Source organism: Staphylococcus sp. GDB9P120P, from assembly GCF_017893435.1.
GTDB classification, from domain to species: domain Bacteria; phylum Bacillota; class Bacilli; order Staphylococcales; family Staphylococcaceae; genus Staphylococcus; species Staphylococcus cohnii.
The window spans coordinates 1-1,233 of sequence record NZ_JAESNB010000012.1 but is presented as its reverse complement, the minus strand read 5'-3'; the positions used below and the strand labels follow the sequence as shown (position 1 = coordinate 1,233).

Sequence of the window (1,233 nt, the reverse complement as noted above, 5' to 3'; positions counted from 1 at the left end):
AAGAACAAAGAAATAATGATAGCCACTTCAGTGGCGATTGGTGCAGTTGTAACTTGGATTAATCCAAGTTAACAACCAATCCAAATCATTACTTTCGATATCGTGAAGTCAAAAGGAAATTCTATTACAAGTAATAATATGGTGGGTTTTGACTTTAGGTTTTCAACACTGGGGTACTACGACCCCCCAGTGTTGTTCATTGTTCACGGTCACTTTTTGTGTATAAACGATTGAATTATGATGTTATTTTGTGTATTATTGACTGTAATAATTGAAAGGTGGTTACAATTATGAGTAAAAGATTGCAAGTGACTTTGAAAGATGAGATGTCGGAAAAGTTAGATGAATTGGCGAAATATTTAGGAGTTTCAAAAAGTGCGGTAATTGCGTTGGCTTTGCAAGATTTTGATAAAAAGCATAAAAATAGATAAAAAAATACTGCCATGTGGCTATGGCAGCATAAACTTGTATTCGGAGGTAATTATATCATGGCAAATAAAGCATCACAAGGTAATGTAAGAACTAGAAATTGGACGTTTGTAATTTATCCAGAAAGTGTTTCTGAAGGTTGGAGAGATATATTAGATAATGAACATATACAATGGGTTGAATCTCCATTACATGATAAGGATACTAATCCAAATGGAGAGATAAAAAAGGCTCATAAGCATATATTGGTTATGTATGATGGGGTTAAAAGTTATAATCAGATATTGGAATTGACCGAAAGAATAAATGCGACTGTTCCACAAAGGTGTGGTTCTGCTAAAGGTCTTGTTAGATATATGTTGCATATGGATAATCCTGAGAAATATCAGTATGATCGTGAAGATATGATTGCTCATGGTGGAGCAGATATTCTAGAGATGTTAAAACCGACGTCTGCAAGCAGATATGAGATGTTTAAAGAAATGACTTCTTTTATAGTTGAAAATGACATAAGAGAATACGAAGAACTATGGATTTATGCTATGGAGCATAGATTTGATGATTGGTTCCCTTTGTTAGCTGATAATGGTACTTTTGCTATAAATACGTTTATAAAATCTAGAAGACATAGAATAAAAGATAACAAATGAATTAGCTAGCCGTTATGGCTAGCTTTTTGCTTTAGCAAAAAGGGGGGATTGGGGGTTTACCCCCAACAAGGGTATTTGCAGAACGAAATGAGCGTAAGCGAATGAAGTGGCTAGCAAATACGACGCTTGCCCCCCAAACCATATTATCACTTGT

General features: G+C 34.7%; 2 protein-coding genes. Both read left to right on the top strand.

Annotated features, from left to right (window positions below; genetic code table 11):
• Positions 1 to 290 precede the first annotated feature (290 nt).
• Positions 291 to 431 (top strand): ribbon-helix-helix domain-containing protein, encoded by a 141-nt coding sequence (locus tag KA856_RS12850; RefSeq protein ID WP_031917823.1) that lies wholly within the window; start codon positions 291 to 293, stop codon positions 429 to 431.
• 57 nt (positions 432 to 488) lie between these two features.
• A complete protein-coding gene (locus tag KA856_RS12845; protein ID WP_196615465.1) occupies positions 489 to 1,079 on the top strand; it encodes a replication protein in 591 nt (196 codons plus the stop codon).
• Positions 1,080 to 1,233 lie beyond the last annotated feature (154 nt).